The 20,517-nt window shown below is 71.1% G+C and carries 24 protein-coding genes and 1 riboswitch; of the genes, 13 read left to right on the top strand and 11 right to left on the bottom strand.

Annotated elements, in window-relative coordinates; translation table 11 throughout:
- Position 1 precedes the first annotated feature (1 nt).
- Positions 2-727: a lysophospholipid acyltransferase family protein gene (locus tag ACKTSN_RS40880; RefSeq protein WP_409473679.1), complete on the top strand. Its 726-nt coding sequence runs from the start codon at positions 2-4 to the stop codon at positions 725-727.
- Between the two features lie 58 nt (positions 728-785).
- On the top strand, positions 786-1,814 hold the full coding sequence (locus ACKTSN_RS40875; protein ID WP_409473678.1) for an NAD-dependent epimerase/dehydratase family protein: 1,029 nt from the start codon (positions 786-788) through the stop codon (positions 1,812-1,814).
- Between the two features lie 54 nt (positions 1,815-1,868).
- Here ACKTSN_RS40875 and ACKTSN_RS40870 read toward each other — a convergent pair whose 3' ends face one another.
- From ACKTSN_RS40870 to ACKTSN_RS40835, 8 genes are all read right to left on the bottom strand, one after another.
- On the bottom strand, positions 1,869-3,470 hold the full coding sequence (locus tag ACKTSN_RS40870) for an alpha/beta hydrolase (protein ID WP_409473677.1): 1,602 nt from the start codon (positions 3,468-3,470) through the stop codon (positions 1,869-1,871).
- 130 nt (positions 3,471-3,600) lie between these two features.
- Positions 3,601-4,368 (bottom strand): urease accessory protein UreD, encoded by a 768-nt coding sequence (locus ACKTSN_RS40865; RefSeq protein ID WP_409473676.1) that lies wholly within the window; start codon positions 4,366-4,368, stop codon positions 3,601-3,603.
- Entirely contained in the window at positions 4,356-5,033 is a 678-nt protein-coding gene (ureG, locus tag ACKTSN_RS40860) for an urease accessory protein UreG (protein ID WP_409473675.1), read from the bottom strand. The genes ACKTSN_RS40865 and ureG overlap by 13 nt, the downstream gene beginning before the upstream one ends.
- A gap of 171 nt (positions 5,034-5,204) precedes the next feature.
- Entirely contained in the window at positions 5,205-5,879 is a 675-nt protein-coding gene (locus ACKTSN_RS40855) for an urease accessory protein UreF (RefSeq protein WP_409473674.1), read from the bottom strand.
- Positions 5,879-7,600 (bottom strand): urease subunit alpha, encoded by a 1,722-nt coding sequence (locus tag ACKTSN_RS40850; RefSeq protein ID WP_409473673.1) that lies wholly within the window; start codon positions 7,598-7,600, stop codon positions 5,879-5,881. Before ACKTSN_RS40850 ends, ACKTSN_RS40855 begins: the two co-directional genes overlap by 1 nt.
- The gene (locus tag ACKTSN_RS40845) at positions 7,593-7,904 is read right to left on the bottom strand and encodes an urease subunit beta (RefSeq protein ID WP_224738827.1); all 312 of its coding nucleotides are present in this window, start codon (positions 7,902-7,904) and stop codon (positions 7,593-7,595) included. Before ACKTSN_RS40845 ends, ACKTSN_RS40850 begins: the two co-directional genes overlap by 8 nt.
- Positions 7,905-7,913: 9 nt before the next feature.
- Positions 7,914-8,216 carry an urease subunit gamma gene (locus ACKTSN_RS40840; protein ID WP_224738826.1) on the bottom strand — a complete coding sequence of 101 codons (303 nt, stop codon included), beginning with the start codon at positions 8,214-8,216 and terminating at the stop codon, positions 7,914-7,916.
- A gap of 112 nt (positions 8,217-8,328) precedes the next feature.
- On the bottom strand, positions 8,329-8,976 hold the full coding sequence (locus ACKTSN_RS40835) for a TetR/AcrR family transcriptional regulator (RefSeq protein WP_409473672.1): 648 nt from the start codon (positions 8,974-8,976) through the stop codon (positions 8,329-8,331).
- 116 nt (positions 8,977-9,092) lie between these two features.
- Here ACKTSN_RS40835 and ACKTSN_RS40830 point away from each other — a divergent pair, with 116 nt between their 5' ends.
- Positions 9,093-10,097 (top strand): ABC transporter permease, encoded by a 1,005-nt coding sequence (locus ACKTSN_RS40830; RefSeq protein WP_409473671.1) that lies wholly within the window; start codon positions 9,093-9,095, stop codon positions 10,095-10,097.
- 82 nt (positions 10,098-10,179) lie between these two features.
- On the opposite strand, the gene ACKTSN_RS40825 is transcribed toward ACKTSN_RS40830, so the two are convergent.
- Positions 10,180-10,467 carry a type II toxin-antitoxin system Phd/YefM family antitoxin gene (locus ACKTSN_RS40825; protein ID WP_409473670.1) on the bottom strand — a complete coding sequence of 96 codons (288 nt, stop codon included), beginning with the start codon at positions 10,465-10,467 and terminating at the stop codon, positions 10,180-10,182.
- A gap of 88 nt (positions 10,468-10,555) precedes the next feature.
- Between ACKTSN_RS40825 and ACKTSN_RS40820 the strand changes: the two genes are divergently transcribed.
- The 3 genes from ACKTSN_RS40820 to ACKTSN_RS40810 all read left to right on the top strand — a co-directional run bounded on the left by ACKTSN_RS40820 (position 10,556) and on the right by ACKTSN_RS40810 (position 12,524).
- Entirely contained in the window at positions 10,556-11,191 is a 636-nt protein-coding gene (locus ACKTSN_RS40820) for an ATP-dependent Clp protease proteolytic subunit (protein WP_409473669.1), read from the top strand.
- Between the two features lie 7 nt (positions 11,192-11,198).
- Entirely contained in the window at positions 11,199-11,507 is a 309-nt protein-coding gene (locus ACKTSN_RS40815) for a hypothetical protein (RefSeq protein ID WP_385509008.1), read from the top strand.
- A 349-nt stretch (positions 11,508-11,856) separates the two neighbouring features.
- A riboswitch (cyclic di-AMP (ydaO/yuaA leader) is annotated at positions 11,857-12,046 on the top strand.
- 4 nt (positions 12,047-12,050) lie between these two features.
- Positions 12,051-12,524 (top strand): C40 family peptidase, encoded by a 474-nt coding sequence (locus tag ACKTSN_RS40810; RefSeq protein WP_409473668.1) that lies wholly within the window; start codon positions 12,051-12,053, stop codon positions 12,522-12,524.
- A gap of 157 nt (positions 12,525-12,681) precedes the next feature.
- Here ACKTSN_RS40810 and ACKTSN_RS40805 read toward each other — a convergent pair whose 3' ends face one another.
- Positions 12,682-13,140 carry an ATP-binding protein gene (locus ACKTSN_RS40805; RefSeq protein WP_409473667.1) on the bottom strand — a complete coding sequence of 153 codons (459 nt, stop codon included), beginning with the start codon at positions 13,138-13,140 and terminating at the stop codon, positions 12,682-12,684.
- 212 nt (positions 13,141-13,352) lie between these two features.
- Between ACKTSN_RS40805 and ACKTSN_RS40800 the strand changes: the two genes are divergently transcribed.
- Both ACKTSN_RS40800 and ACKTSN_RS40795 read left to right on the top strand, forming a co-directional pair.
- Positions 13,353-14,210, top strand: coding sequence for a helix-turn-helix domain-containing protein (locus ACKTSN_RS40800; protein WP_409473666.1), 858 nt, complete (start codon positions 13,353-13,355; stop codon positions 14,208-14,210).
- 9 nt (positions 14,211-14,219) lie between these two features.
- On the top strand, positions 14,220-14,444 hold the full coding sequence (locus ACKTSN_RS40795; RefSeq protein ID WP_385509014.1) for a DUF397 domain-containing protein: 225 nt from the start codon (positions 14,220-14,222) through the stop codon (positions 14,442-14,444).
- Between the two features lie 94 nt (positions 14,445-14,538).
- Here ACKTSN_RS40795 and ACKTSN_RS40790 read toward each other — a convergent pair whose 3' ends face one another.
- Positions 14,539-15,666: an 8-amino-7-oxononanoate synthase gene (locus tag ACKTSN_RS40790; RefSeq protein WP_409473665.1), complete on the bottom strand. Its 1,128-nt coding sequence runs from the start codon at positions 15,664-15,666 to the stop codon at positions 14,539-14,541.
- A 147-nt stretch (positions 15,667-15,813) separates the two neighbouring features.
- Here ACKTSN_RS40790 and bioB point away from each other — a divergent pair, with 147 nt between their 5' ends.
- The 5 genes from bioB to ACKTSN_RS40765 are packed head-to-tail and all read left to right on the top strand — an operon-like array spanning position 15,814 to position 20,432.
- Positions 15,814-16,947, top strand: a complete 1,134-nt coding sequence (gene bioB / locus ACKTSN_RS40785; RefSeq protein WP_409473664.1) for a biotin synthase BioB — start codon at positions 15,814-15,816, stop codon at positions 16,945-16,947.
- Positions 16,940-18,220, top strand: coding sequence for an adenosylmethionine--8-amino-7-oxononanoate transaminase (locus ACKTSN_RS40780; RefSeq protein ID WP_409473663.1), 1,281 nt, complete (start codon positions 16,940-16,942; stop codon positions 18,218-18,220). Before bioB ends, ACKTSN_RS40780 begins: the two co-directional genes overlap by 8 nt.
- Before the next feature lies 1 nt (position 18,221).
- Positions 18,222-18,950 carry a dethiobiotin synthase gene (bioD, locus tag ACKTSN_RS40775; protein ID WP_409473662.1) on the top strand — a complete coding sequence of 243 codons (729 nt, stop codon included), beginning with the start codon at positions 18,222-18,224 and terminating at the stop codon, positions 18,948-18,950.
- Positions 18,856-19,365 carry a lasso peptide biosynthesis B2 protein gene (locus tag ACKTSN_RS40770; RefSeq protein WP_409473661.1) on the top strand — a complete coding sequence of 170 codons (510 nt, stop codon included), beginning with the start codon at positions 18,856-18,858 and terminating at the stop codon, positions 19,363-19,365. Before bioD ends, ACKTSN_RS40770 begins: the two co-directional genes overlap by 95 nt.
- 2 nt (positions 19,366-19,367) lie before the next feature.
- Positions 19,368-20,432, top strand: coding sequence for a phytanoyl-CoA dioxygenase family protein (locus ACKTSN_RS40765; RefSeq protein WP_409475041.1), 1,065 nt, complete (start codon positions 19,368-19,370; stop codon positions 20,430-20,432).
- The last annotated feature ends 85 nt before the right edge of the window (positions 20,433-20,517 follow it).

Genomic DNA, 20,517 nt, shown 5'->3' with positions numbered 1-20,517 from the left:
GTTGTTCTACTACCTGCTCAAATACGTACTTCTCGGACCGCTGCTCAGACTGGTCTTCCGGCCCCGGATCGAGGGACTGGAGCACGTGCCCTCGTCGGGTCCGGCCATCGTCGCCGGCAACCACCTGTCGTTCTCGGACCACTTCCTGATGCCGGCGATCCTCAAGCGCCGCATCACCTTCCTCGCCAAGGCCGAGTACTTCACCGGCCCGGGCGTCAGGGGCCGGCTCACCGCGTTCTTCTTCCGCAGCGCCGGGCAGATCCCGGTGGACCGCTCCGGCAAGGACGCGGGCCAGGCGGCGATCCGCGAAGGTCTCGGCGTGCTGCGCAAGGACGAGCTGCTCGGCATCTACCCGGAGGGCACCCGCTCGCACGACGGCCGCCTCTACAAGGGCAAGGTCGGTGTCGCGGTGATGGCCCTCAAGGCCGGTGTCCCGGTGATCCCCTGCGCGATGATCGGCACCTTCGAGGCCCAGCCGCCGGGCAAGGTCGTCCCGCGCATCCACCCCGTCGTGATCCGTTTCGGCGAGCCCCTCGACTTCTCCCGCTACGCCGGCATGGAGAACGAGAAGGCGATCCTGCGCGCCGTCACCGACGAGATCATGTACGCGATCCTGTCGCTGTCCGGGCAGGAGTACGTCGACCGGTACGCGGCCGTGGTCAAGGCGGAGGAGGCCGCGGCCCGGGCGGAGCGGGAGCGCAGGTTCCCGCGGATGCCGCTCGGTTGAGCTCTGCTGTGGGCCAAGTTCCCATGCCTGCCGGGTCGTTCCGTCCTAGGGTCGCCTCATGAAACGTGCTGTGGTGATCGGAGCGACGGGCCAGATCGGGCGCCCGGCCGTGCGGGCGCTCGCGCGGGACGGCTGGGCGGTGACGGCCGCGTCGCGGGGCGGGGGCCGGGACGAGTCGTGGCCCGACGAGGTGCGGACCGTGCGGCTGGACCGGGAGGACGACGCGGCACTGGCCGCGGTGATCGGCGAGGACTGCGACCTGGTGGTCGACATCGTCGCGTTCGGGGACCGGCACGCACGGCAGTTGACCGCCATGGCGGGGCGGGTCGGTTCGGCGGTGGTGATCTCCAGTGTGTCGGTGTACGAGGACGACAAGGGCCGGAACTTCGACACACAGGCCGAACCGGACGGCTTCCCCGAGTACCCGGTGCCGCTGCCGGAGACCCAGCGCACGGTGCCGCCCGGCGACACGTCGTACAGCACCCGCAAGGCGGCCCTGGAGCGTGAACTGCTCGCGGTCGGCGAGCAGTTGCCCACCACCCTGCTGCGCGCCGGCGCGGTGCACGGACCGCACTGCCGCACCCCCCGCGAGCTGTATTTCGTCAAGCGCAACCTGGACGATCGCCGACGACGTGTCCTCGCCTACGGAGGTGAGAGCCGCTTCCACCCGGTGAGCGTGCACACCCTCGCCGAACTCGTCCGCCTCGCCGCGGCACGACCCGCCTCCCGGGTGCTCAACGCCTGCGACGACGAGGCACCGACCGTCGCGGACATCGCCGCGGCGATCGACACCGTGATGGGCACGGAGACCGAGACGGTCCTCGTCGACGGTCCCCCGCCGGCTCCGACCGTGGGCGACAGCCCGTGGTCGGTCCCGGTCCCGGTGGTGTGCGACATGTCGGCGGCACAGCGGGAGTTGGGGTACCGCCCGGTGGTGCGGTACGCCGAGACACTCCCCGAGACGGTCGAGTGGATCGAACGCCAGCTTTCCGGGCGGGACTGGCGGGAGGCGTACCCGAAGATGGTGCAGGCGTACGGCGACCTCTTCGACTACGCGGCCGAGGACGCCTGGCTCGACCGGGCGTAGCAAAGGGGCGGCCGGCTGGCCGCCGGCCGCCCCCTCACCTCGTACGACTGCTGCTCACGGCTTGGGCGTGGCGTGCGGTGCGCAGGTCACGTCCTTCGTGTCCAGCCTGCCGGTGAGGAGGTAGGCGTCCACCCGGTCGTTGATGCACGGATTGACCAGGCCGGTGACGCCGTGGGAGCCCGCGTCCTTCTCGGTGATCAGGCGGGAGCCCTTGAAGCGCTGGTGCAGTTCGAGGGCCCCGCCGTAGGGGGTGGCCGCGTCACGTTCGGCCTGCACGATCAGCACGGGCGGCAGGCCCTTGCCGGTCTTCACGTCCAGCGGGGTGTTCTGCCGGGCGGGCCAGGTGGCGCAGGGCAGGTTCATCCATGCGTTGGACCAGGTGAGAAAGGGATGGTCACGGTGGAGGCGGGTGTTGTCCCGGTCCCACTTCTGCCAACTGGTCGGCCACTTGGCGTCGGCGCACTCGACCGCCGTGTAGACGGCGTTGCCGTTCTCGGAGGCGGCGTTGCCCACGGTGTCCGACAGGTCGGGGGCCGCCGCGTCGACGAGGGCCTGGGTGTCACCGGCGACGTACTTGCTGAACACCGTGGCGACCTGCACCCACGCCGAGTCGTAGTACGGGGCGCTCTGGAAGAAGCCGATCAGCTCGGCCGGGCCGACGACCCCGCCGATGGAATCCTTCTTTGCGGTGGCGCGCAGTTCGAGCCACTCCGCCTGGACCTCGGCACGGGTGTCACCGAGGTGGAAGGTGGCGTCGTTCTTCGCGACCCAGTCCTGCCAGTCCTGCCAGCGCATCTCGAAGGCGACGTCCTGGTCCAGGTTGGCCTGGTACCAGATCTTCTCGCGGGACGGGTTGACGACGCTGTCGACGACCATGCGGCGCACGTGCCCGGGGAAGAGGGTGCCGTAGACCGCACCGAGGTACGTGCCGTAGGAGACGCCGAGGAAGTTGAGCTTCTTCTCGCCGAGCGCGGCGCGGATGACGTCCAGGTCGCGCGCGGTGTTGGGCGTCGTCATGTGCGGCAGCATCGCACCGCTGCGCTCCTGGCAGCCCTCGGCGTACTCGCGGGCCAGCTTGCGCTGGGCGAGCTTGTCGGCCTCCGAGTCGGGCACCGGGTCCAGCTTGGGCGCCTTGACGAACTCCTGCGGGTCGACGCAGGAGATGGGCGCCGACTTGCCGACGCCACGCGGGTCGAAGCCCACGAAGTCGTATGCCTTGGCCGTCTTCGCCCACAGGGCGCTGTTCGTGGTCACCCGGCGCGGGAAGCGCAGGCCGGAGCCTCCGGGTCCGCCCGGGTTGTAGACGAGGGCGCCCTGGCGCTCCTCCTCCGTACCCGTGTTGCCGACCCGGTCGACGGCGATCCTGATCTGCTTGCCGTACGGCTTGGCGTAGTCGAGCGGCACCGTGACCCAGCCGCACTGGATGGGCTTCTCCAGCCCCCAGTCGGAGGGGCAGTCCTGCCAGTTCACCCCGGTCTGCGCGGCGCGGGCGGCGGCGATCGCGACGCCCCTGGCCTCGGGGTCCTGACCGTGACGGCTTTCGGCGCTCGCACTGGCCGTGGGCGCGGCGACGGCACCGGCTATCAGGGTCGCCGCGACGAGCACTCCGGCCGAACCGAGCGCCGCCGTCCGCCTCTTCGGTCTCTTGTCCCTCAAGTGGGGCCTCCCGTACGCCGTTTGGATGAGTACGGGTGATCCTGTCCGCTGTGAGGTTGCTGAGAACAGAGGCGACTGCGGTTCTTTGCCAATCCGATAACCGGAGAACGGCGTCCCGCTGAACGGAGAGCTACTCCAGGGAGGCCAACGCCTCGTCCAGCAGCCGCCGCAGCCGCAGCGCGTCCGGTGCGACGGCGGTCACCAGTGCGGCCGGCCCGGCGAGGGGTACGACCGCGGCCCCGTCGCCCAGCACCCGGGCCGGCACCGGCTGCTGCTCGAACTCCGGCCGTGCGACGACGAGTTGCCCGACGGCGCGGTGGCCCCCGAGTCCGGCGGGACCGTCCCAGCCGCCCGGTGCGCCCGGCCCGCAGGCCAGCTCCTGGTCGAGGACGATCCGCCCGGCGATCCGCAGGGAGAGACGGCTGGTGAGCCGCCCGGGTTCCTCACCCGCCCGCCCGAGCACTTGTTCCTCACGCAGGACCAGCGAAGCGGCCGGTCCGAGTTCGACGCGGGTGCGCACGTACAGGTCGCTGCCCCGCGCGGAGATCAACTGCTCGGGCAGCCAGTGCAGTTCGCCTCCGTCCGCCACGCTGAGCCGCACGTCGTACCGGGCCTCACCCTTGGCCTGTCCGGGCAGCGCGATGGTGGCGGCGGCCGACCCGACCCGCAGCCGGGCCCCGTCCGCGACGTCGGCCTCCACGGTGAAGTGGTCACCGCCGAGCGGCCCGCTCATCGCGCCGACGAGCATGACGTACGCTTCCGGGCCACTCCCCCGCGTACGCCGCAGGGCGATCGGTCCCTCGCCCTCCAGCACGGGCAGGGCCGTACCGCCGCGGCCGTCCTCACGGGCGCTGATCCTCGCGGTGGCCCGCACACCGGTCACGGTCACGCCTTCCATGAGGCGAGCTGCGCTCGTACCCAGTCGGCGACGTCCCCCACCCCGGCCTCGGTCCTCAGCGACTGGAAGACGACCGGCAGTTCGGCCCGCTGCGCCTTGGCGTCCGCCGCCATCCGCCCGAGGTCGGAGCCGACGTACGGTGCGAGGTCGGTCTTGTTGACAACGAGCAGGTCGGCCGTGGTCACCCCGGGTCCGCCCTTGCGCGGAATGTCGTCACCGCCGGCCACGTCGATCACGAAGATCTGCGCGTCGACGAGCCCTTTGGAGAAGGTGGCGGTGAGATTGTCCCCACCGGACTCGACAAGGATCAGATCCAGCGGCCCGACCTCGTCCTCCAGGTCCTCGACCGCTTCGAGGTTGGCGGAGATGTCGTCCCGGATCGCGGTGTGCGGGCAGGCGCCCGTCTCCACGGCGGTGATCCGCTCGGGCGGCAACACGGCTTCGCGCAGCAGGAACTCGGCGTCCTCGCGCGTGTAGATGTCATTGGTGACGACGGCAAGCGACAACTCGTCCCGCAGGGCACGGCAGAGCGCGGCGACGGTAGCGGTCTTACCGGACCCGACGGGCCCCCCGAGCCCGATCCGCAGAGCACGGCGACTGCCGTCGGGCCGGCGGGCATCGGCGCTGATGGCAGGGGTGTCGTAGTGGGTGTGGTCAAGGTGCATGGCAACAGCTCCAGTTTTCAGCGCACGTCGGCATCATTCAGCCCGTCCGGCGTTTGAGGACGAGGCCGTCCAGGCCGATGGGGGGTCCAGGGGGCACAGCCCCCTGGTGGGGTCGAAGGGGCGGAGCCCCTGGTAGCGGGAAGGGGAAGGGCGGCGGAGGCGAAGAACCCCTCAGGACGCAAACAACCGCACAGGCCACCCGGCATGCACCTCCGCCCCGATCTCCAACAGCGGAGCCGACCCCGCAGGCAGCGCATCAACCCCGTCGTCGACCACCCCCCGAGCCGCCTCCACCGCCCGATCCACAACCCGGTCCACCTCGGGCGCCAACCGAGCCAGCACCCCCGTGGCGTCGAACGGATCAAGACTCAACAACCGCACCGTCGCCGAAGCGGGCCCACTCACACTCTCGTACGCCGCGCAGTACGCCGCATCGACAGCCCCCAACCCAGCCGCCCGCGCCGCCACCCCCAGCACCACCGGCTGATGCGTCCCCTTGGGAAACTCCGCAGCAAGAGCGTCGAGTTCACCCGACGGCCAGGTCGCCCGCGCGGCCCGCATGAGCTGCCGCCCCAGCTTCCGAGCGGCGAGCCGAAGCGCCGGCGACGGCGTCCGCGCATCCGCCGCCGTGTCCAGCTCCACCGGATCGACACCGAGCGCGGCCGCCGCGGCAAGGCCGGCCGACACCAGCCCCGCCGTATGCAACCGCCCCCGGCAGAAGTCCTCCAGGCTCGCGGCGCCCGTGATCCGCCCGGCCTTCACCGCGGCCTCGGCCCCACCGGAGTGCGCATGCCCTCCGGCGGGAAACCGGCCGTCGGCCAGAACGAGTAGCGCTGCCCTGGACATCAGAAGAGGAAGTACCGCTGGGCCATGGGCAGTTCGGCGGCCGGAGTGGCCTCGACAAGCTCCCCGTCGATGTGCACGGCGAAGCTGTCGGGGTCGACCCGCACCTCGGGCCGCGCACCGTTCTCGCGCATGTCGGCCTTGGTCACCCCGCGGGTCGACTCGATGGCCACGAACCGCTTCCCGAGCCCGAGCCGGTCGGGCAGCCCGTCCTCGAGGGCGAGCGGCGCCACAAAGTTGAACGAGTTCGAGGCCGGTGCCCGTCCGATCGCCCCGTACATCGGCCGCGGCAGGATCGGCTGCGGTGTCGGGATGGAGGCGTTGGCGTCGCCCATCTGCGCGTACGCGATCTGCCCGCCCTTGATGACCAGCTGGGGCTTGACGCCGAAGAACGCCGGCTCCCACAGCACCAGGTCGGCGAGCTTGCCGGTCTCCACGGAGCCGACCTCGTGGGCGAGGCCCTGGGCGAGCGCCGGGTTGATCGTGTACTTGGCGACATAGCGACGTACGCGACGGTTGTCCGCGCGGCCGTCACCCGGCAGGGCGCCCCGCCGCCGCTTCATCACATGCGCCGTCTGCCAGGTCCGCATGATCACCTCGCCGACCCGGCCCATGGCCTGGGAGTCGGAGGAGATGATCGAGATGGCGCCCAGGTCGTGCAGGATGTCCTCGGCGCCGATGGTCGACGGCCGGATGCGGGACTCGGCGAAGGCGAGGTCCTCCGGCACCGCCGCGTTCAGGTGGTGACACACCATCAGCATGTCGAGGTGTTCCTCGGCGGTGTTGACGGTGAAGGGCCGCGTCGGGTTCGTCGAACTCGGCAGCACATGCGGCTGGGAGACGACCGTCATGATGTCCGGTGCGTGCCCGCCGCCTGCGCCCTCCGTGTGGTACGCGTGAATCCCCCGGCCGGCGATCGCTGCAAGGGTGTCGCCGACGAATCCGGCCTCGTTGAGGGTGTCGGTGTGGATGGCGACCTGGATGCCGGTCTGCTCGGCGACGGTCAGCGAGGCGTCGATGACGGCCGGGGTGGAGCCCCAGTCCTCGTGCAGCTTCAGGCCCAGTGCGCCGCCGCGGATCTGGGACAGCATCGCCTCGTGCGAGACGGTGTTGCCCTTGCCGAGGAAGCCGATGTTGAGCGGGTACTGCTCCATCGCCTCCAGCATCCGGGCCAGGTGCCAGGGGCCGGGAGTGACGGTGGTCGCCTTGGAGCCCTCGGCCGGTCCGGTGCCGCCGCCGACGAGGGTGGTGATGCCCGCGGACAGCGCCTCGTCGGCGATCTGCGGGCAGATGAAGTGGACGTGCGCATCGATGGCACCGGCGGTGAGGATCCGTCCGTTGCCGGCGATGACCTCGGTCTCCGGGCCGATCACCAGGTCCGGGTGCACCCCGTCCATGGTGTCCGGGTTGCCCGCCTTGCCGATGCCGGTGATCCGGCCGTCGCGGATGCCGACGTCGGCCTTGACGATCCCCCAGTGGTCGACGATCACGGCACCGGTGATGACGGTGTCCGGCGTGCCGTCTGCGCGCGTGGCGCGCGACTGCCCCATGGACTCGCGGATGACCTTGCCGCCGCCGAACACGGCCTCGTCACCGGCGAGACCGGGCCCGCCGCTGCGGTCCTCCTCGATCTCGACGACCAGGTCGGTGTCGGCCAGCCGGATGCGGTCACCGGTGGTCGGGCCGAACAGGTCGGCGTACGCGGCACGCGAGATCTCAGGCATCGAGGGCACCTCCGGTCTCCCCGCGCAGTCCGGGCACGACACGGGCGCCGGTGAGCGGTACGAGTTCGACGTCGACGGGGATCCCGGGCTCGAAGCGCACGGCGGTGCCGGCGGCGACGTTCAGCCGCTTGCCGCGCGCCGCGGCGCGGTCGAACTCCAGGCCGGGGTTGGCCTCGGCGAAGTGGTAGTGGGAACCGACCTGGACGGGCCGGTCGGCGGCGTTGAGGACGGTCATCCGGGTGACCTCGCGGCCCTCGTTGTAGGCAATCGGCCCGTCGGCGAAGAGGATCTCTCCGGGAATCATCGAGGCCCCTCAGACGATCGGGTCGTGGACGGTGACGAGCTTGGTGCCGTCCGGGAAGGTCGCCTCGACCTGGACGTCGTGGATCATCTCGGGGACGCCTTCCATGACGTCGTCCCGGGTGAGCAGCTTGCGTCCGGAGGCCATGAGTTCGGCGACGGTACGGCCGTCCCGCGCGCCTTCGAGGAGGTGCGACGTGATGAGGGCGACTGCCTCGGGGTGGTTCAGCTTCAGCCCCCGGGCCCGGCGCTTCTCGGCCACGTCGGCGGCCACGTGGATCAGCAGCCTCTCTTGCTCGTGCGGGGTCAGTTGCACGTCCCACCTCACATCCTCGCTCCGGGCCGTGCGGGGCCCGGTTGCCGCGGCCACCGGGAAAAGTCCCTGGTGGCGTGGATGGGCAGGCTAATCGCGGCGAGTTTCCGACACGTTAAACCGGCTGTGAGTCCCGTCCGCCGACCGCGCCGGGCCCGCCCACACTCATCAGGGCCCGCAGCCCGTCGCGCAGCGTGTCCTCCGAGACGTCGCCGAAGAGGACCATCTGCACGGCGAAGCCCTGCACAACGGCGATCATCACGCGCGCCATGGCGCGGGCGTCGGCGTCCTCGGGCACGAGTCCGGCGTCCCGGTAGCCCTCGACGACCTGCCTCCAGGCCTCCTCGACCCTGCCGAAGCCCGGTGTCAGCACCGCCCCCAGCTTCTCGTTGCGCAGGGTCTCGGTCCACACCTGAATCATCAGGCGGGGGAACATCCACTCGCCGTCGACCGTGAGGGGCCGCAGCTCCCGCATGCGCTCCAGCACCCTGAGAACCAGCACGTCCGGCAGAGGCGGCGGGCTCTCCGTGGTCGCCCCCTTGAAGATGTCGCCCAGGGTGGACAGCACCTCGGTGACGATCGCCTCGATCAGCTCCTCCTTGCCGCTGAAGTAGCGGTACACGGCCCCCGCGGAGAGATCGACCGCCTTCAGCACGTCCTGCATCGACGTGGCATGGAACCCGTTGCGGGCGAAGCAGAGGGCGGCGCCGTCGAGGATCTGCCGGCGGCGGGCGTCGAGGTGTTCCTGGGATACGCGGGCCATGCCCCCAACCTAAAACGAACATTCCTTCTTGACAAGCGACGCCAATGGACGCACGGTGGAGAACAGTTAAAACGAACGATCCTTCTTTTTAGTCATCCCATCCGAGGGGGGATCCCATGTCCATGCCAGCCCACATCCACACCCGCCGGCTGATCGCGACAGTCGTCCTCGTTCCGCTCCTCGCGACACTCGCCCTGTGGGCCTTCGCCTGGCCCGCCGCTCGCACCGCCCCGCGCGATCTGCCGCTCGGCGTGGCGGGACCGGCCGCCGCCACGGCCCAGGTCGAGCAGCAGCTGACCCGGCAGGAGGGCGCGTTCGAGATTCGCCGCTACGCCGACGAGGCCGCCGCCCGGGAGGCCATCGAGGACCGGACGGTGTACGGCGCGGTCGTCGTCACCGACCGGGGCCCCGAACTGCTGACCGCGTCGGCCGCGAGCCCGGCGGTCGCCCAACTGCTTCAGCAGGCGGTGGCCGAGCGGGCGTCCGCCGACGGGACCCAGGTCAGGACGGTCGACGTGGCGGCCGCTCCCTCGAACGACCCCCGCGGCGCGGCCCTGAACGCGAGCGTGCTGCCGCTGGCGCTGGCCGGGATCGCTGCGGGCGCGGCGGTGACCATGGTCGGGCTGCGCGGTGTGCGGGCCGTCGCCGCCCTGCTCGGCGCCTCGGCGCTCGTCGGCGTGGCCGCGGCGGCGATCGCGCACAGCTGGCTGGAGGTGCTCACGGGGAACTGGTGGGCGGAGGCCGGCGCGCTCGGGCTTTCCACGCTGGCCGTAAGTGGCGCCGTCGCCGGGCTCGCCGCACTCCTGGGCCCCGCCGGCGTGGGCATCGCCTCGGGCGTGGTGATGCTGCTCGGCAACCCGTTCTCGGCCGCGGGCTCGGCGCCGGAGATGCTGCCCGAGCCGGCCGGGACGATCGGTCAGTGGCTGCCGCCGGGAGCGGGGACGTCCCTGTTGCGCTCGGTGTCGTACTTCGACGGCGCGGCCTGGGTCGGACCCGCCCTGACGCTCACCTGGTGGGCTGCGCTGGGCCTGGGCGCGGTACTGCTGGGCAGCGCGCTGCAGGCCGCCCGCCCGAAGAGGGGCGGACTCACCACCGACCGGGAACCGGTGGTCACCGGCTGAGCAACCGCCCGGCCGTGTCAGGACCGTGCGCCCCGCTGCAGCGGAGCGGGGCGCACGGTCTCTTTCGCGCCCTGGACCCCCGTTACGAGGGATTCGGCCCCCGGTGCTCCGCCACGATGCCGAAGCGCTGATGTTCGCGGGGAGCGGACGCGACCTCGCGGACGCCGGAAACCGAGGTGATCACCTGCTCCTCCGGGGACTCCTGGGCCGCCTCGAGCGCATCGAGTCGTTCCAGATCAGCGGCGGAGACAAGGGCGACGAGGGGCTTGCCGTGCCGCGTGACGACGACGCGCTCACCGCCGTACACCACCCGGTTGATCAGATCGGCGAGCTCAGCCCTGGCTTGCGTCACCGGAATCTCGTAGGCCATGTCCCCATTCTAACGTCACGTACATCCTGTACATTTTTTACAGACAGCTCCGCCGGAGCCGGTTTCCGCCGCGAGGAGGGGGTTCGCCATGACCCGACCGTCCGCCCGTCACGCCCTGCCCGAGTTCACCGAACGCACGAGCTACGGGCACAAGACGATGGATCCGTACTCGAAGCTGCTGGAGGAACGGATCGTCTTCCTCGGGACGCCGATCGACGACACGTCGGCGAACGACGTGATGGCGCAGTTCATGCACCTCGAGTACCAGGACCCGGACCGGGACATCTCGCTGTACATCAACTCCCCCGGCGGCTCGTTCAGCGCCATGTCGGCCGTGTACGACACGATGCGGTTCGTGGGCTGCGACGTGGAGACGATCTGCCTCGGGCAGGCCGGATCGTCCGCCGCGGTCCTGCTGGCCGCCGGCACGCCGGGCAAGCGATACGCGCTGCCCGGCGCCCGGGTGGCGGTCCGTCAGCCGAGCCTGCCCGAGCCGATCGAGGGACAGGCCAGCGATCTCGCCATCCAGGCCGAGGAGTTGGCCCGCGTCCGGGCCCGCCTGGAGGAGATGCTCGTACGGCACACGGGGCGGACTCCGGAGCAGGTCGGCGCGGACATCGAGCGGGACAAGATCCTCACCGCCCAGGAGGCGCTGGAGTACGGCCTGATCGACCGGATCATCCCCAGCCGCAAGGCCTCGCGCACCGCGTCCGGCGCGAAGTGAGCCGCGGATGCTGCCACCGGAACTTCCGCCGCTGCCCGCACTGACCCGCGCCGAGGGCGAGGTGATCGACCGTTACCTGGACGTGGTGGACCTGCTCGGCCGGATCAATCCGGCCCACGAAGGGGACACCTACCGTGGACTGCGCGCCGCCCAGGCGCTGGTGCGCAAGGCCGTCGAACTGCGCGACGCGCTCGCACTGATGCACCAGCGGGGCGAGACCGAGCTGCACGCCCCGACCCTCGCGCGGGCGCTGCGCGTCCTGGACGGCGAACGCCGCACGGCGCGGGTCATCGTTCCACCGCGCTCCGACAGTTGACGCACCCCCAGTCGGCCCGGCTCGTCAACCCTCAAGATGCCGTCTCCGGGCCGGAGTTGAAACGGACCAAAAGGCGTACCCCCGCCCGGAGTATCCGAGCATACTTTTTTGGAGCCGCTGCACTTGCGCAACAGACATGCCTCCGGGGCGGAATAGAGCATTCCAGCGCTGGTCCGGGGGCTCGCAGCACCCTTGACATCCGCTCGAACAGCAGGCTGTCCACCCGAACGGGTGAGTGGTGAGTAACAACACAAACCCCGGTTCCGTTGGGATTTTCGGACATTCGTGAGTCAAGATCCGTGACGACGACAAGACCCCGCCGCGGCGGCGGGGCGATCCGGGCGGACGCCGAGTCCTGCCGCCGCCCGGATGACGGGTCGACAGGAGTGGATCGGCAGGAGTGGAGGACCCAGGCACGACGGGTCGCCGGAGCGCATGTTCCGAGCAGCCCTTGGGGTGAAGCCGCGATGACGCGGCCGGGCCACTTCGCCAGCCCGAATCCGACAGGTCATCCTTCACAGGCGGCTGACGAAGGGTTGCGCAATGACAGCGCTCAATCGTGTCCCGTCACTCATGGCCCGGGCCGGTACGGCCTCGGCCCTCACCCTGGCCGCGGTGGGCGGCTCCGTCGTGGTTCCGGGTGTCGCCTCCGAGGCCGCTGCCGCCTCGCCGGCGCACAAGGCGCTGCAGATCGCGGCGTCGAAGAAGGGCTCCCCGTACGCGTGGGGCGCCACCGGGCCGCGCAGGTTCGACTGCTCCGGGCTCACGCTGTACTCGTACAAGAAGGCCGGCAAGAAGCTGCCTCGTACGGCTGCCCAGCAGTACAACAAGACCCGCCACATCTCGGCCAAGAACCGCAAGGCCGGCGATCTCGTGTTCTTCCACTCGGGGTCCAGCGTCTACCACGTCGGGATCTACGCCGGAAAGGGGAAGATCTGGCACGCTCCGAAGACCGGGGACGTGGTCAGGCTGCAGAAGATCTGGACGAGGAGCGTCTGGTACGGCCGGGTCTCCTGACCCCTGGGGCGCGGTGGCGGCGGTGCCCTGACGCATCGCCACCGCCCCGCCCGTGCGCCCCGGCCCGCCCTGCACCTGGAGCAGGGCCGGGACCGCCCGCGCCGTCCATGACGCACCCGGGCACGGGCGGCGCACTGCGCTGCCTGGTGGACGCGCCCTACGGCTCCTGCGGCCCCGCCGCCGGCACCGGCCGCGCGGGAACGGTCCACGGCAGTTCGACGGAGACCGTCTTGCCGCCCTCGCGGGTGGGACGCACCCGCAGCCGCCCCCCGCACTCGTTGGTCAGCCAGCGGATGATGACCATGCCGCGGCCGTTGTCCTGCTGAACGGCGGCCGGCAACCGCTTGGGGAAGCGCGGGTGACTGTCGGTCACGCCGATGCGCAGCTGTTCGTCGCGGTCGAGTTCGATGTCCACCGTGAAGGTGGGTGACTGGCCGAAGGTGTGCTGTACGGCGTTGGTGGCGAGTTCGGAGACGATGAGCCGGATGGTGTCGGCCACCTCACTGTCCGGCGCCAGGCCCCACTCCGCGAGGGTGCTGACCACGTAGCCGCGAGCCGCGGAGACCGAGGCTGGATCGCTCGGCAGAGTGACGGATGCTTCCAGATGGTCTGCCATGGCGAGGTCGTCCCTTTCCCACGGGACCGCAGTCCGACACGGAGCGGATGGTTCGAGTACGGTCCCGGACTGGTGCTTCGTCGCCAGACTGCCACTACCGCGCCGGTCACAGTGGCGATCCACCAAGATATGCATATATCTGTCGCTCGAAGCGGTGAACTCTGCGACGGCAGACCGTATTTGGGCGGCTCAGAAGGAGTAAGGAGTCTCCCATGCAGCACGGCCCCGCGGTGCGCCGTCGGAAACTTGGTGCCGAATTGCGCACACTGCGCAGCCGCGCCGGCCTCACGAGCGGCGAGGCGGCCCGGCTCGTGGGCTGGCACCAGTCGAAGGTGAGCCGGGTCGAGACCGGCGCGAGCGGGGTGAAACCGGCCGACGTGCGGTTACTCCTGGATGCCTACCGGGTGACGGACTCCCAACTCCGCGAAGTGCTCATGACGTTGGCGGACTCCGGCGGCCACGGCCGGGACCACTGGTGGCACGCCTACCGCGGGGTGCTGCCGCCCACCTACCGGGACTTCATCAGCCTGGAGTCCCAGGCGAGCGCGATGCGCACACTGGAGACCTCCGTCGTCCCCGGGCTGCTCCAGACGCCCGAGTACGCGCGTGCGGTGACCCGGGCCGCGGTGGAGGGCCTGGACGAGGACCGGCTCGACGCCCTGGTGGAGGTACGCCTGGCCCGGCAGGACGTGCTGCGTTCGCAGCCACCCCTGGCGCTGAGCGCCGTACTGGACGAGACGGTGCTGCGCCGGGAGGTCGGCGGACCGGATGTCATGGCCCGGCAGCTGGAGCGGCTGGTGGAGGCGGCCCGGCTGCCCCAAGTGCGACTCCAGGTGTTGCCGTTCGCGGCCGGAGCCCACATCGGCATCACCGGACCTTTCGTTGTCTTCTCATTTCCGAGCACTTCTGATCTGGATGTGGTTGTTCTCGACCACTTGACGAGTAGCCTCTACCTCGAGCGGAAAGAAGACGTAGAGGCCTACACCGAGGCCTTCAACGTCCTTCAGTTCCATGCCCTTTCGCCCGAGGACTCGTTGGACTACATCGCCGGGATAGGTGACGGCGCGTAAGGAGGCACCATGACCGCACTGCCTCGGAACGTACCTTCCAGCACTCGACTGCTCGGTGTGCACTGGCTGCGCAGCAGTTACAGCACCGGAGCGAACAACTGTGTGGAGACGGCCCGGCCGGACCACGGCCCGGGGGCCGGACTGCTCGCCGTGCGCGACTCCAAGGACCCGGCCGGACCCGCGCTGCTCTTCTCTCCCGAGAGCTGGGCGGGATTCACGGCCTCGTTCCGGTGAGGCGCACCGATCCCTGACCACCCCGACCAGCGTCACCTCCTGATCGAATCTGATCAGGTCCGCATCGCGTGATGCACGGCCGTGGTACGCCGACTCATGGTCGCGTTTCGCCGATCACACGTACAGCGCGTTCGATCTGGTCCCCGGAGAGGTCCGCGCGGGCCGTCAGCCGCAGCCGGGAGATGCCGTCGGGCACGGAAGGAGGCCTGAAGCAGCCCACGGCGAGCCCCGCGGCGCGGCAGTCGGCCGCCCAACGCACGGCCCCCTCCGGGGACGGCGCGCGCACGGAGACGACCGCGGCGTCCGGGCGTACCGCCTCCAGACCCATGCCCGTCAACCGGGCGTGCAGTTCGCCCGCCACCGCGCGCGCCCGCGCCGCCCGTTCGGGTTCACGGCGCAGCAGCCTCAGTGCCGCCAGGGCCGCGCCCGTGGCCGCGGGGGCGAGGCCGGTGTCGAAGATGAAGGTCCTGGCCGCGTTGACCAGGTGGTCGATCACCCGGGCGGGGCCGAGCACGGCGCCGCCCTGACTGCCGAGCGACTTGGACAGCGTCACCGTCACGACGACATCGTCGGCGCCCGCGAGCCCCGCCGCGTACGGGGCGCCCCGGCCGCCGTCACCGAGCACACCGAGGCCGTGGGCGTCGTCGACGACCAGCCCGGCGCCGTGCGTGCGGCACGCCTCGGCCAGTGCGGCGAGCGGTGCGGCGTCGCCGTCGACCGAGAAGACCGTGTCGGACACGGCGACGGCCGGCCCCTCGTGTGTCTGCAGCGCCTTGCGCACCGCGTCGGGATCGGCGTGCGCGACGACCTGTGTCGTACCGCGGGCCAGTCGGCAGCCGTCGATCAGCGAGGCGTGGTTGCCGGCGTCGGAGACGATCAGGGAGCCGTGCGGCGCGAGCGCGGTGACCGCGGCGAGGTTGGCCGCGTACCCGGAGGAGAAGACCAGGGCCGCCTCAAAGCCGCAGAAGTCGGCCAGCTCGCGTTCGAGTTCGCCGTGCAGCTCGGTGGTGCCGGTGACGAGCCGGGAACCGGTGGCGCCGCCGCCCCAGGTGCGCGCGGCCCGCGCGGCGCCCTCGGTGACCTCGGGGTGGCGGGCCAGGCCCAGGTAGTCGTTGCTCGCCAGGTCCAGCAGCGGCGTGTCGGCGGAGCGGGGGCGCAGGGTCCGTACGAGTCCGGCGCGGCGGCGCAGTTCCGCCTGCTCGTCGATCCAGCCGAACGCCATGAGTCCTCCGGGACTTTTGTAGGTAATGCACAGACCCTAGCGGGACGCAACGCAGCTCAGTGTGTGGCAATACCCACACGACGAACTGCCAGAGCTGTGCGAACTCTCCTTGGCCGGAGGTGGTGCCTTAGGACAGGATCGGCTCTCATGGACCTGCTGAACACGCTCGTGGACAAGGGGCTTCGGCGCGAGCTGCCGACCCGCGAGGAAGCACTGGCCGTCCTCGCCACTTCCGACGACGAACTGCTCGATGTGGTGGCCGCGGCCGGCAAGGTGCGCCGCCACTGGTTCGGCCGACGGGTGAAACTCAACTACCTCGTCAACCTCAAGTCGGGCCTGTGCCCCGAGGACTGCTCCTACTGCTCCCAGCGGCTCGGATCGAAGGCCGGCATCCTCAAGTACACCTGGCTCAAGCCCGACGAGGCCTCGCAGGCCGCGGCCGCGGGGCTCGCCGGGGGTGCCAAGCGAGTCTGTCTGGTGGCCAGCGGACGGGGCCCGACCGACCGTGATGTCGACCGGGTCTCCGAGACCATCAAGGCGATCAAGGACCAGAACGAGGACGTCGAGGTGTGCGCCTGCCTCGGTCTGCTCTCCGACGGCCAGGCCGAGCGGCTGCGCGCGGCCGGCGCGGACGCGTACAACCACAACCTCAACACCTCCGAAGGAACGTACGCGGACATCACGACGACGCACACGTACGCCGACCGGGTGGACACGGTCCAGAAGGCGCACGCGGCCGGGCTGTCGGCGTGTTCCGGTCTGATCGCCGGAATGGGCGAGAGCAACGCGGACCTCGTCGACGTGGTGTTCTCGCTGCGCGAGCTGGACCCGGACTCGGTGCCGGTCAACTTCCTGATCCCGTTCGAGGGCACTCCGCTCGCCAAGGAGTGGCACCTCACCCCGCAGCGATGCCTGCGCATCCTGGCGATGGTCCGGTTCGTCTGCCCGGACGTCGAGGTCCGCATCGCCGGCGGCCGCGAGGTGCACCTGCGCACCATGCAGCCGCTGGCCCTGCATCTGGCCAACTCCGTCTTCCTCGGCGACTACCTCACCAGCGAGGGCCAGGCCGGCAAGGCCGACCTGGAGATGATCGCGGATGCCGGGTTCGAGGTGGAGGGCACGGACGAGGTGACGCTGCCGGAGCACCGGGCGACCGGCGGCTGCGCCTCGACGTGCGGCTCGGCGTCGGTGTCGGCGGCCGAGACGGTCCCCGAGGCGCGCACCGACCTGGTGGCCGTGCGCCGCAGAGGAGCCGGAACGGACCTCGCGCCCAATGCCTGAGCTGACCGTGCCCGAGCTGCTGGACCTCGACCGGCAGCACGTCTGGCATCCGTACGGGCCGATGCCGGGCCGGCAGGAACCGCTCGTCGTCGAGGCGGCGAGCGGGGTGCGGCTGAGGTTGGCGGACGGTTCGGGTGAGCTGGTCGACGGCATGTCGTCCTGGTGGTCGGCGATCCACGGCTACCGCCACCCGGTGCTCGACGAGGCCGCACGTGAACAGCTCGGCCGGATGAGCCATGTGATGTTCGGCGGGCTCACGCACGAACCCGCCGTACGCCTGGCAAGGCTCCTTGTCGACATGTCGCCCGACGGTCTGGAGCATGTCTTCCTCGCCGACTCCGGCTCGGTGTCGGTCGAGGTCGCGGTCAAGATGTGTCTGCAGTACTGGCGTTCACTCGGCCGGCCGCACAAGCAGCGCCTGCTGACCTGGCGCGGCGGCTACCACGGCGACACCTGGCAGCCGATGTCGGTGTGCGACCCCGAGGGCGGAATGCACGAGCTGTGGACCGGGGTGCTGCCCCGTCAGGTGTTCGCGGACGCGCCCCCGACGGAGTACGAGGAGTCGTACGCCGACCATCTGCGCGCGATGATCGAACGGCACGCCGACGAACTGGCCGCGGTGATCGTCGAGCCCGTGGTACAGGGCGCGGGCGGGATGCGTTTCCACTCCCCCGAGTATCTGCGGGTGCTGCGCGAGGCGTGCGACGCGCACGACGTGCTGCTGGTGTTCGACGAGATCGCGACCGGGTTCGGGCGTACGGGCGCGCTGTTCGCGGCGGAGCACGCGGCGATCGCGCCGGACGTGATGTGCGTGGGCAAGGCGCTGACCGGCGGCTACCTGACGATGGCGGCGACGCTGTGCTCCTCGCGGGTGGCCGACGGCATCTCGCGGGGTGAGGTGCCGGTGCTCGCGCACGGGCCGACGTTCATGGGCAATCCGCTGGCCGCGGCCGTGGCCTGCGCCTCGATCGAGCTGCTGCTCGGCCAGGACTGGTCGGCGGAGGTCAAGCGGATCGAGACGGGGCTGTGGGAGGGGCTGGCTCCGGCCGCGGACCTTCCGGGTGTGCGGGACGTCCGGGTCCTCGGCGCCATCGGCGTCGTCCAGCTCGACCACGCGATCGACATGGCCGCGGCGACGCGGGCGGCGGTGCGCGAGGGCGTGTGGCTGCGGCCGTTCCGCGATCTGGTGTACACGATGCCGCCGTACGTCACGAACGACGCGGACGTGGCGCGGATCGGGCGCGCGGTGTGCGCCGCGGCGCGGGAGGGATGACATGCCGGTTCTGGTGATCACGGGTACGGGCACGGAGGTCGGCAAGACGGTCACGACGGCCGCGGTTGCCGCCGCCGCACGGGCGGCCGGGCGTTCGGTGGCCGTGCTCAAGGCCGCGCAGACCGGCGTACGGCCGGACGAGCGCGGGGACGCCGACGAGGTCGCGCGGCTCGCCGGTGCCGTCACGGCGGCCGAACTCGCCCGGTATCCCGAGCCGTTGGCGCCGGGCACCGCCGCGCGGCGGGCCGGGCAGGCACCGGTGCACCCGCAGGAGATCGCCGAAGCGGCGGCCAAGCTGGCCACCGAGCACGATCTGGTGCTGGTCGAGGGTGCCGGCGGGCTGCTCGTACGGTTCGACGCGGCGGGCGGGACCCTCGCCGACGCGGCCGGGCTGCTCGCCGCGCCGGTGCTGGTCGTGGTGTCCGCGGGACTGGGCACGCTGAACACCACTGAGCTGACGGCACGTGAAGTACGGTCCCGGCGGCTCGACCTGGCGGGGGTCGTCATCGGCAGCTGGCCCGGCGAGCCCGACCTCGCCGCCCGGTGCAACCTCGCGGACCTGCCGGAGGTGGCCGGGGCCCCGCTCCTCGGCGCCGTGCCCGCCGGCGCCGGGGCGCTGGCTCCGGCCGGCTTCCGTGCGGCGGCACCAGACTGGCTCGCGCCGCGGCTGGACGGGACGTGGGACGCGGAGGCATTCCGGGTGCGTCAGGCACCTCCGGCTCGTCGATAGGCGTCTGCCGCCCAGGAGGGGCGCTCCGCTGCTCGCGGTCGGCCTGGGCCGACTGCTCATCGCCTGCTGCAAGCCGTACCGGCTGGAGAGGGTCCTGCGGGTCCTCGCCCGTGGCGCCGCGCCGGCGTCGTACGCCGAGGCCCTGCGTGCGCGCAGTGACGTGGTGTCGGTCAGCAGCCGCTGCGCGGGCCAGTACTGCCTGGAGCGGTCGGTGGCGGCGACGCTCCTCGCCCGGTTGCGCGGACGCTGGCCGGACTGGGTGTCGGGAGTCAGCCTCGTGCCGTTCGCCGCACACGCCTGGATCGAGGTGGACGGCCGCCCGGTCGGCGAGTCGCTGCGGCTGGACGGTTTCCAGAAGAACATCGTGATCGGGTGCCGTGGTGCGGCGGACCAGGCCGAAGGGGGGAGGGCGTGAGCATGGACGTCTCGGCGGTGGCGGCAGAGACAGCAGAACGGGGATTCGCGCTGGTCCCCGGTTTCCTGACCGGGGCGCACCTCGATCAGGCCGTCGCGGGCATCGAGGAATACTTCCCCGATCCCGAAGGCGACACAGACGGCTTCGTCGACGTCGACGCGTTCAAGCACGCGGTCCCGTTCCCGTTCTCCAGCAACGCCCTCAACCGGCTGCCGTTAGACCCGCGCGTCATCGACGTGGCCGAGCTCCTGCTGGGCACCGAGGATCTGCTGCTGACCAGCTCGTTCGCCCAGGCCAAGTACGGTACCGCGTACGGCGGGACGCACGACCAGTCGCTGCACAACGACACATGGGCCGTCAACAGTCTGTTGCCGCCCCGGACCGACGGGGCCTACCAGCGGCTGTTCGGCATCGTGTACCTCACCGACGTGACGGCCGACACCGCTCCCACCTATGTGGCGGGACGCGCCGATGACCTTGGAGTACCCCTGATCACGTCGGTCCGGAAGGCCACGTACAGCAGCACCGAGTACCCCGCGTTGTACGAGCGTGAGCGTCCCGTCGAGGCAGCGAAGGGCTCCCTGCTGCTGTTCACCGGAGACCTGGTGCACCGCGGTTCGGCCTACCGGGCCCGGCACGGCCGTCGGCTGGCGCTGTTCTTCAACATTCACGGCGGCGGCCCGTTGGGCCGGCAAGCGCCTGTGGGCGATGCTGCCGGCGTCGCCGGCCTGGGGCAACTTCCAGGAGTTGATGGTCGAGCTGTCCCCGAAGCAGCGGCAGTTGTTGGGGTTCCCGGAGGCCGGCGACCCCTACTGGACCGCGGACACCATCGGTCGCCTCGCCGAGTTGTACCCGGGCATCGATGTGACGCCGTACGTCTCCGCCGTCCGGGCGCCGGCATGACCGTCGGCGCGGACCCGGCCGTCGCCGTGCACGACCTGCCCGAACTCTCCGGGTACGGCGGGCGGGCCGTGCGCGGACTGACGTACCTCGGACGGCTTTTCGACCTGGGGCCGGGGTTCGCCGCCGCGGCCCGGGACGCGGTGGCCGTGCTGTTCGGCGGCTGAGCTCGGCGCACCTCGCGGGACATCGACGAGCCCGAGGCGGCACGCGGCCGGGCCCCTTTCGAGTTCTCCCTGGTCCTCGGGGACC

The sequence above is a fragment of the Streptomyces flavusporus genome (genome assembly GCF_046267975.1).
Classification (GTDB): Bacteria; Actinomycetota; Actinomycetes; order Streptomycetales; family Streptomycetaceae; genus Streptomyces; species Streptomyces flavusporus.
This window is presented reverse-complemented; position numbering and strand designations above follow the sequence as displayed.